This window comes from Actinomadura sp. 7K534 (assembly GCF_004348575.1).
In the GTDB taxonomy this organism is placed as follows: domain Bacteria; phylum Actinomycetota; class Actinomycetes; order Streptosporangiales; family Streptosporangiaceae; genus Spirillospora; species Spirillospora livida.
The window spans coordinates 1-9,400 of the sequence record NZ_SMKB01000264.1; the positions used below are offsets into that span (position 1 = coordinate 1).

The 9,400-nt window shown below is 71.2% G+C and carries 8 protein-coding genes; 1 reads left to right on the forward strand and 7 read right to left on the reverse strand.

Annotated features, from left to right (window positions below; genetic code table 11):
- Nucleotides 1–201 precede the first annotated feature (201 nt).
- On the forward strand, nt 202–1,863 hold the full coding sequence (locus E1266_RS31955; protein ID WP_132053443.1) for a serine/threonine-protein kinase: 1,662 nt from the start codon (nt 202–204) through the stop codon (nt 1,861–1,863).
- A 38-nt stretch (nt 1,864–1,901) separates the two neighbouring features.
- Here E1266_RS31955 and E1266_RS31960 read toward each other — a convergent pair whose 3' ends face one another.
- The 7 genes from E1266_RS31960 to E1266_RS31990 all read right to left on the reverse strand — a co-directional run.
- On the reverse strand, nt 1,902–3,380 hold the full coding sequence (locus E1266_RS31960; RefSeq protein WP_132053445.1) for a hypothetical protein: 1,479 nt from the start codon (nt 3,378–3,380) through the stop codon (nt 1,902–1,904).
- 2 nt (nt 3,381–3,382) lie between these two features.
- Nucleotides 3,383–4,936 carry an OmpA family protein gene (locus E1266_RS31965; RefSeq protein ID WP_132053447.1) on the reverse strand — a complete coding sequence of 518 codons (1,554 nt, stop codon included), beginning with the start codon at nt 4,934–4,936 and terminating at the stop codon, nt 3,383–3,385.
- 126 nt (nt 4,937–5,062) lie between these two features.
- Nucleotides 5,063–5,317: a hypothetical protein gene (locus E1266_RS31970; protein ID WP_132053449.1), complete on the reverse strand. Its 255-nt coding sequence runs from the start codon at nt 5,315–5,317 to the stop codon at nt 5,063–5,065.
- 201 nt (nt 5,318–5,518) lie between these two features.
- The gene (locus E1266_RS31975) at nt 5,519–6,313 is read right to left on the reverse strand and encodes a response regulator transcription factor (protein ID WP_132053451.1); all 795 of its coding nucleotides are present in this window, start codon (nt 6,311–6,313) and stop codon (nt 5,519–5,521) included.
- A 1-nt stretch (nt 6,314) separates the two neighbouring features.
- Nucleotides 6,315–7,529, reverse strand: a complete 1,215-nt coding sequence (locus E1266_RS31980; RefSeq protein WP_132053453.1) for a sensor histidine kinase — start codon at nt 7,527–7,529, stop codon at nt 6,315–6,317.
- A complete protein-coding gene (locus tag E1266_RS31985) occupies nt 7,504–8,394 on the reverse strand; it encodes a type II secretion system F family protein (RefSeq protein ID WP_243719142.1) in 891 nt (296 codons plus the stop codon). Before E1266_RS31985 ends, E1266_RS31980 begins: the two co-directional genes overlap by 26 nt.
- Before the next feature lie 7 nt (nt 8,395–8,401).
- Nucleotides 8,402–9,400, reverse strand: a 999-nt coding sequence (locus E1266_RS31990; RefSeq protein ID WP_347876761.1) for a type II secretion system F family protein, incomplete at its 5' end; no start/stop codon positions are given.

The following is a 9,400-nucleotide window of genomic DNA, read 5'->3' on the forward strand; positions in this document are numbered from 1 at the left end:
GCCCCGGCGCCTCCGGGTCCCCGGCGCCCGCCGTAAGCGGTCGATCAGCATTCTCCGACGCTAAAGTCGCCCGGCTCGCCGTTCCCAGAGCCCCAGGTCCCTTTACCAGGCCCAATTATCGAATTGGAGGGGCCCCTGGGTCTGGGGACCCACCGCGGGCGCCACTTGCCGCGTCCCCCGGGCCTGGCTAACGTCGGCGTCATGTCTTCGGCGGATACGGACGAGGCCGCGGTCCCGGCACGCCGTGTCGGCCCTTACCGGCTGGTACGCGAACTGGGCCGGGGCGGAATGGGAATCGTCCATCTCGCCGACGCCCCCGACGGCCGCCGCGTCGCCATCAAGATCATTAATAGCGAGATGACGGAGACCGCCGATTTCCGGGAGCGTTTCCGCCGGGAAGTGACGGCGGCGCGCCAGGTCCGCTCCTTCTGCACGGCGCCCGTCCTCGACGCGAACATGGACGGCGAGCCGTTCTACGTGGTCACCGAATACATCCAGGGCCCCACCCTGGAGCGGATCGTCTCCAGCCACGGCCCCCTCACCGGCTCCGACCTGGACGGCCTGGCCGTCGGCGTGGCGACCGCCCTGGCCGCCATCCACAGCGCCGGCGTCGTCCACCGCGACCTCAAGCCGGAGAACATCCTGCTGTCCCCGTTCGGGCCGCGCGTCATCGACTTCGGCATCGCGCGCAGGCTCGGCACCGACCACCGCATCACCCGCGCCGGCCAGAGCATGGGGACGCCCGCGTTCATGGCGCCGGAGGGGCTCGTCGACAAGCCGATCACGGCCGCGGCGGACGTGTTCTCCTGGGGCAGCGTCATCGCCTACGCGGGCACCGGGCGGCTCGCGTTCCACGGCGAGAACGTCGGCCAGGTCCTCTACAAGACCGTCTACGGAGAACCGCGCCTCGACGGGCTGAAGCAGCCCCTGCGCGACATCGTCGCCCGCACGATGGCGAAGGACCCGGCGATGCGCCCCACCGCGGCGCAGCTGCTGGAGGAGCTCACCGGCCAGAGCGACACCGAGCGCGCGGCGCGGTCGGTGGGCCGGGTCGGACCCACCGTCCCCAGCGGGAACGGCGGATCCCCCTCCCCGACACCGGCCCTTCCACCGTCGTCGGACGGTTTCACCCGCTACTTCACCGACAAGCGCAAATCCCGCCGCCGCCTCGTGCTGGGTGGCGCCGGCGCCGCGCTGGCCCTCACCGTCGCCCTGACCGCCATCCTCTGGCCGGACTCCGACGGCGGCTCACCGGCCGCTTCACCGACCCGTTCGCTCGGCGGCTCACCCGGCGGCGGGCTCCAAGACGATTTCTCCGACGCGAATTCGGGCTGGGAGACCGGCCACGTGAACGAGGAGTTCGAGCTCTATCGGGACGGCTCGTTCACCGTCTCCCATGTCTCCGGCGGGTCCTACCGGGTCCAGCGGGCGCCCGTCTCCGCCCTGCCCGAGAACGTCGAGGTCACGGCCACGGTCCGCGTCGACTCCCCGCACCCCGCCGACGAGGCCGGCGTGTACTGCAGGGGCGGCGGTGACATGCGGTACGACGTGCTCCTGATGCGCAGCGGCCTGGTCCGGATCAGGAAGGGCGACTCACGTTCCGGCACTGAACTGGCGAGAACCGCCTCGCCCGCCGTCACCCCGCCCGGGACCGCCGCGCGTGTCACGGCGGTCTGCGCGGCGTCCGGCGCGGAAGTCGAGGTCAAGGCCCTGATCGACGGGCAGCAGGTCGCCGCGGCGACGGACGGCCAGGCCCCCCTGCCCGCCGGCGCGATCGGCCTCGTCACCGGACGCGAAGAACGGCTGGCGACCGACGCGGCCACCCGCGCGACGTTCGATGACTTCACCCTCGGCCGCCCCTGAGCGCCACACGGGCTCCGCATCCTCGGCCACCTGGTCCTTCATCGGCGGGTGAATACCGTGGCCTGGCGGTCTCCGTGCACGCGTCGCCAATCCGGGTCTTCGTGAAGGGTCCGCGCGAGCGGGCGTCCGGTCGGCCAGACGACCACGTCGATCCGGTACCGGTCCGCCAGGTGACGCCATTTCGCCGGCTGCTCGCGGACCGCCAAGTAATCCTCGATCACGCTCGTGGGGTACATGTCGTAGCGGTCGTCCAGGAAGACCTTCTGCCTCGGCCAATAGGCGTGGATGACATAGCCCGCCCATTCGTCCGTGGTGAACAGGCGGTGGCCGAGCAGCCCGCGGGCCTCCACCGCCCGCATCGCGGCCACGGGGTAGCCGTCGTAGTCGTACGCCGGCCGCGCCAGACGACCCGCCGTCCACTGCGCCACGACGAGGACCGCCACGGCCGCGAGGACGGGAGCCATGCGGTTCCGCTCGTCCGGGCGCCGCTCACCCGCGAGCACCCGGGCGACGATCGGCAGCCCCATCAGCGGCGCGACCGCGATGTTGCGCATCGCCCACAACGCGATCACCAGTGAGAACGTGAGCAGTAGCATGTCCCGGCGAGACGGCGGATTCCGCGCGAACACGAGCGCCGCCATGACCACGACGATCCACAGGGCGAAGACGATGCCGACCGGGGTATCGAACTCCGGTGACGCCCACTCGACCAGCCGCACGAGGATGTGCTCCCTCCCGAGCAGCCCGAAGGGAAAGAGCACGAGTGCGGGGCCGTAGGGATTGACGAAGCATGCCGCGAACCCGAGCGCCGCTCCCTGGGCCAGCCTCAGTTCCCGGCCACGCCACGGCGGGCTCCCGTCCAGCCACCGGCCCGCCAAATGGACGAGCACGTACGCGAACCCCAGCATGAACGACCCGTGCACGTTCGCCCATACGCACATCAAGGGCGGGAGGAACAGCAGCGATTCCCGGCCCGCTCGCGAATCCGGGACCTCCGCGATCCAGATGAGCGCGAGCATCGCGAGGACGCCCGGGAACAGCGGGCGCTCGGTCCACAGCCACGCCGCCGGCGCCAACGCGGCGACGGCGAGTATCGCCGAGGCACCGCGCTCCCCTTGCACGCGGTAGGCGAGGCGGTACGCGAGAAGTGCGATCAGCGCACCGGTCGCCGCGCCCAGCAGCTGGATGCCGCGGGGGCCGGCGGATCGGTCGAGAAGGGCGTAGACGGCTTCCGCCAGCCAGGAATGGGCCACCCACGGGTCCCCGTGGGCGGTGTAGGAGTAGATGTCCTCTCGCGGCACCCAGTGGTCGAGAATCCAGTGCCCGGTCGAAAGGTGCACCAGGAACGAGTTGTCGTTCAGCCGGGCGAACCCCAGCATCCAGCCGACGACGAGGAACAGCAGGGAGAACAGGCCCGCCATGCCGGGCAGGGACCGCCGCGCCCGCCGTCCCGCACCGGACGCCCGGAACGGCGGGCCGAGGTGCCCTTTCCTCTCGGTCTGCTCCCGGATGCCCACCGCTACTTGATCGTGAGTCCCTTTACGACCGCGTCGGCGGCCCGGTCCCACGGAACCTGCAGTTCGAGGTTCGCCGCGTCAGCGGGCGGCTTGTAGGCGTTCCAGTAGACGATGGCGTTCCCCGGCCCGATCACCTTCCGGGCCTCGTTCGCGCCCACGACACTGCACACGCAGGGGCCGGTCTCGACGCTCAGCGGGTTGTAGCGGACCTTGGCGGCGGGGTCGAAGAGCATGACGCCGCCCGCGCTGTTCAGCCTGATCGGCCGCGGGCCGGCACCGTGGACGGCGGCGGTCTTCTCGAACTCGAACGCGAGCTTCCGGTCGCCCTGCCCGGTGTTGCGCAGCGTCCACACCAGGACGGTCAGCCCGGACGAGTCGCGGTGCAGGCTGTTGATCTCCACTGTCAGGCCCTTGGCCTCGGCCGATCGGAACGTCGACGACCCCAGCACGGCACCGGAGTTCCGCTTGTACGGCTCGCCGCTGACGGGCGGCGGCGCGGGCGCCGGCGGGCGCGCGAATGTGACCGTGACCCGGCGGTTCTTGCGGCGGCCCTCCGCGGTGTCGTTGGACGCGACCGGCTGCTTCGAGCCGTGCCCGGCCGACTCGTAGCCGACGCCCTGCCGGGTCACCAGGCTCTTCAGCCGGTCCGCCACGGCCTTCGCGCGGCGCTCCGACAGCGGCTGGTTGATCGCGTCGTTCCCGGTGTTGTCCGCGTGGCCGTCGACCGTGACCTTGGTGCCCTTGGAGGCGTCGATCTGCTGGGCAACCTGCTTGAGCAACTGCTCGGCCCGCGGGGTGAGGTCGGCCTTGTCGACGGCGAAGAGGACGTCGGCCGACAGCCGCACCGACCGGTCGTCGGGGTCGTCGTCCACCGACTGCTCGGTGCCCTCGGTGAGGCTGCGCACGTCGAGGATCCTGGGCTGCTTCAGGCTGACCTTGGTCGGGTCGACCTGGCTCTTGAGCGGTTCGACCGGGTCACCGGTGATCGGGACGTCCTGGAACGGCACCGACAGCGGGACGACGACCGTGACCTTCTGGACGTCGGCGGGAGGCGACGGGAAGGTCGCGTAGACGCTGATGAACCGCCCCGGCCTCACGGAATTGCGGTGCAGCCTCGTGCAGAGGCAGTCCGACCCGTCCGCCTCGTGGAGCGGGAAGTACATCTTCTCGTTCCGGGCGTCCAGCAGCCCGATCCCGCTGGCCGCCAGTGCGTCGCCGAGGTCGCGGTCGCGGGACGGGCCGGCCTCGTTGAGGCTCGTCCCGAGATCGATCGTCTCGTCCCCGTCATTGACGATCTTGAAGCGGGCGGTGACCGTGTTGCCCGCCGTCCGGGTCAGCGCGAGCAGATCGATGTGCGCCGGACCGTCCGCGTCGTACAGCGGCATCGAGGCGATCGGCCCCGGCCCGCCGCCCGTCGCGGTCTTCTTCGGCGGCGGCGTCGATTCACCGGCCTCCGGTTCGTCGCCGCCACCGCATCCGGAGAGGGCGAGAACGAGAGCCAGCGGCACCGCTCCATAACGGGCGGCGCGCCTTCCCGCGGTGATGCGCTGATTCATGATTCCTCTCTAACAACGTGGACATGCGGCAACGCCCGATGGGGAGAATCGCGGTGACCGCGATTCTCCCCATCGGGCGTTCGACGGACCGGCTCAAGCCCCTGCGGGCCGGCGATCCCTGCGGGATCAGCCGTCTTCGCCCTCGCCTTCGCCTTCACCTTCGCCCTCGCCGCCGCCGCCCTCGGCGTCCTCCGGGCTGAACAGGTCGCTGATCGCCGTGGACACGTTGTCCCGGACGGTGTCGTCGATGAGGCCGTACAGGATGCCGACGACCAGCGCGGCCACCACGATGAGGGCGCCGTACTCCAGCGCGCTGACGCCGCGGTCACCGCGGTCCCTCAGCTGCCTGACGCGGTGCTGCACGAAAGGCTGCAGCTTCATGCCGATGGAAATGATGGTGTACATCCGGAACATCCCGTGCCTCCCGGCGGTTTCCGTCTCGCCCTGACACGGACAACAGTAGGGATTCCGGTTCGCCCTCCCCAGGGCCCAGCGGCCCAATTAACGCGTGCTCGCGGGCCCAATTCCGATGGGGTCCACGGGCCCAGAGCAGCGATCTTTTTGCATGGGCCGCAGGGGCCGTCATCGGCCGTCCTCCCCTTCGGAGGTTCCTATCCATTGGGCGATCGCCGCCGCCCGAGAGGTGACGCCGAGCTTGGCATAAATGCGGTTCACATGATTTTTGACGGTCTTCTCGGCGAGAAACAGCTGCTGGGCGATCTGGCCGTTGGAGCGTCCCCGTGCGATGAGCCGCATGACATCGGCCTCGCGGGCGGACAGGCCGAAGTCGCCCGGCCTTCTCTCGGCCGGGACGATCCGGTCGTGCGCGGTCCCGTCCGGCGTCCGCCCCGCCCGCGGACCACGGTCGGCCTGCGGGCTTCGGCCGCCTTCCCGGCCTTCTGGATCCTCTCGCGCGGCTTCCGCCTCCCCGGCGCGTTCCGCCTCCCGGGCCTTCTGCGAGTCACCGCGGACCGCGCCGACCAGAGCCGAGACAGCGGCCGGGGAAAGCGGGTTCGACCCGTCGACCACGCCGTGCACCGCGGCGGTCAGTTCCTCGGGCGTGAAGGACCCGTGCACCAGATAACCCACTGCGCCGTTCCCGATCGCCGCGCGGACGACCTTCGGATCGTCGGTGTAGGTGAGCATGATGACCCGGGTCCTGGCGCTGAGGATCTGCGCGGCGGTCACCCCGTCCATCAGCGGCATCTGCACGTCGAGCAGCACGAGGTCCGGCCTCAGCCGGTCGACCAGTTCGATCGCCGTGCGCCCGTCGCCCGCCTCGCCGACGACCTCGGCGCCCGACGCCTCCACCAGCGAGACGAGACCCGAGCGGACGACGACGTTGTCGTCGACGACCACCACGCGGGGAACGGCCATGTCAGCTCACCTCCGCCAGGCGGACGTCGCCGGAGACGTCCACGGGAAGCCGGACGGACACGGTCGTGCCCTCCCCCGGCCGGGACGAGACCGTCACCGTGCCGCCCACGCGCTGCGCGCGCTCGTGCAGGCCGATCAGGCCGTAGTGCCCCTCCCGCGCCAGTTCCGTCAGTTGCCGGGGCCGGAAGCCGGCGCCGTCGTCGACGATGGTCAGCAGGAGGTCATCCTGTTCCTTCACGAGCCTCACCTTCACCGAATCCGCCTTCGCGTGCCGCTCGACGTTCGTCAGGACCTCACGGAGAATCGCCACCGCCTCGTGGCGCATGCGCAGCTCCGGCTCGACCCGGGCGTCGAGGTCGCAGGTCACGGCTATGCCCGTCTCCTCGGCCCAGCGGTCCGCGGTCTCCCGCAGGGCCTCGTGCAGGGAGCGCGTGACGGCGTCGTCCCGCAGTTCCGTGAGCAGGTCGCGCGCCTCATGGGAGGCGACCGCCGCGGCGGTCGCGATCTGCTCGGCCTCCAAGGCCGCGCGCGTCTGGTCCCGGGACGCCCACAGCGGCAGCGCGGACGCCGCGAGGGCGATGCCCCGGAGCGTCTTGGCCAGCGAGTCGTGCATCTCGCGGGCGAGCCTGGCCCTTTCCTGGGCCGCCGCCGCGAGGACCTGCGCCTGGCGCAGCGCGGCGTCCTTGGCCGCGTAGTCGTCCAGCAGGCGGCGCAGCGCGACACCGGCGAAGCCGGCGAGCGGGTAGTAGAGGGGCTGTCCGAGCAGCGACTGGAACGTCATGCCGCCCGCCTGCGAGGCGGTCAGGATGTACGTGACGTAGTAGACGAGGATCTGCAGGCTCGCCACGAACAGCATTCCCGGCCACCGGTAGAGGAGCCCGGCCACGGTGGCCGTCGCGACGGTGGACAGGAAGTACGGTCCCGCGATCCCGCCGACGCTCAGCACCGCGAACGAAAGGAACATGTCCAGCGTGTAGAGGGACGGGTGGGCCGCGATGAGCGGGGCCACGACCCGCCATGTCCGCGCCATCCCCCAGGAGAGCAGCACCATCGAGATCATCAGGGCGAACACGACCGGCGTCGTCAGCTGCTCGTGCGGCAGCAGCAGCATGCTCAGCGCGGTGATCAGCATCCGGATCTCCATGAGCATCCGGAAGGCCGATCCGACGCGTTCCGGGAACGCCCCCTTCTCAGCCGCCGAGGATCCCACCCGCACCACCCATTCCTGACCCGATGAAAAGGGCTCCGAGGACGACCATCATCAGTGCGGGGAGCGTCATCGACATCGTGATCGCGGTGATCTTCGGGGTGGTCCGCTGTGCCTTGCGCCTGGCCCACTGGGCGGCCTCGCGCCGCATGTCGCCGCCGATGTCGACCAGCGCCGTCCCGAGCGGGGCCCCGAGTTCCTCGGCCTGCAGGATCGCCGTGACGAACAGGTTCACCGCGTCGGAGTTGTTCCGGCTGCGCAGGTCCTCGAACGCCTCGCGGCGGGGCGTGCCGAGCTCCATCTGCCGCAGGGCGACCATGAACTCCTCCGACAGCGGCCCCGGCATGCTCTCCGCGACCCGCGCCAGCGCGAGGCGGAAACTCAGCCCCGCGCTGACCGTGACGGCAAGTACGTCCAGGAAGTCCGGCATCGCCCGCTGGATGGCGTCCTGCCGGGTTACCCGCTTGTTGTAGAGGATCAGTTCGGTCTGGGCGGAACCGAGGAGGGCCAGCAGCCCGAACAGGGGCCGGCCGTTGGCGACGAGCCCCAGGGCGAGCAGCCCGAACAGGACCGTGTAGCCCGCGGTCCGGCGGGCGTAGGTCTCCACGGTCATTCCGCCGGGGCGCCCCGCCGCGTCGATCCGCCTGCGGATCGCCGACCGCCACGGGCGGATCAGCTCCATCGCCATCCCGGCGAACGGGCCGCCCAGGAAGTCGGCGATGACGTCCAGGACGAACGTCTCGTCCTTGTCGGGCTTCTTGGCCTGCGGCACCGCGGACGTGGCGACCCGCTCGCCGGCGGTCAGCTGGGCCAGCCCGACCGTACCGATGAGGACGCACAGGGCGCCTCCGGCCGCCATGGCGTAGATGACCACGTTCACCTCACACGTCGATCCGGGTCATCCTGCGGATGATCACCAGGCTGGTGATGAACAGGGCGGCGGCGACGGCCAGGATGACCTGGCCCGAGGGCTTGCCGCTCATCACCCGCAGCGCCCCCGGCATGATCACGTTGACCATCGCGAGCCCGGCGACGCCGAGCAGCCCGATCGCCCAGTTGGTGACGACCGCCTCCCCCATGATCGTTTTGACCTCGCGGCGGATCTCCTTGCGCTCCTCCAGCGTGGCGGCGATCGTGCGCAGCGCCGTCACCAACGAGCCGCCCGCCCGCGCCGACACCAGCAGCGTGCTGATCAGCACTCCCAGCTCCCGGGACGGCAACCGCTCGCCGAGGTCGCGCAGCGCCTCCTCGATGGGCTGGCCGAGCCGCAGCGCGTCCGCGGTGCGGCGCAGCTCCTCCCCCGCCGGGTCCGCCAGCTCGTCCGCCGCGATCTCGATGGCGGTGCGCATCACGAGGCCGGCGCTGGTGGCGTTGGACAGCACCCGGGCGAGCTCGGGCAGCTGGGCGATGAACTCCTCGCGGCGCCGCTCCTCCCGCCGCCGGACGTAGGACATGAACACGAAGCCGACGCCGACCGCCGCGGCGACGCCGAACACCGGGGCCATCCACCGGCCGATCAGGAAGATCGCCGCGGCGCCGGCCACGGCCATCAGCGAGAGGAACGTCGACACCCGGATCCGCATCCCGGAGGCCGCGAGCCGCCGCGCGAGGGCCTTGCCGGCGGACGTGCGGCGGACCGCGACGTCGAGCCGCCCCAGCAGCCCCGTCCCGGGCTCGGAGACCAGCGTGGACCGGGCGACCAGCCGGGTCCGGCGCGCCCAGCCGACCACGAGGTCGCCGACGCCCCAGACGGCCAGCGCCAGCGTCGCCGCCAGCATCAGCAAGATCACCGGCAGTGGCAGGGTCACCGCGGGCACCTCCGGGACTGGTCGTCGACGCGCGTCATGGGCCCACCCCCGGTCCTCGCGTCCCACCGGTCG

What these genes read in the sequence shown, in the direction of transcription:
- E1266_RS31965 (WP_132053447.1), bottom strand. Translation starts at nt 4,936, where the DNA reads ATGAATCAGCGCATCACCGCGGGAAGGCGCGCCGCCCGTTATGGAGCG.
- E1266_RS31970 (WP_132053449.1), bottom strand. Translation starts at nt 5,317, where the DNA reads ATGAAGCTGCAGCCTTTCGTGCAGCACCGCGTCAGGCAGCTGAGGGAC.
- E1266_RS31975 (WP_132053451.1), bottom strand. Translation starts at nt 6,313, where the DNA reads ATGGCCGTTCCCCGCGTGGTGGTCGTCGACGACAACGTCGTCGTCCGC.
- E1266_RS31955 (WP_132053443.1), top strand. Translation starts at nt 202, where the DNA reads ATGTCTTCGGCGGATACGGACGAGGCCGCGGTCCCGGCACGCCGTGTC.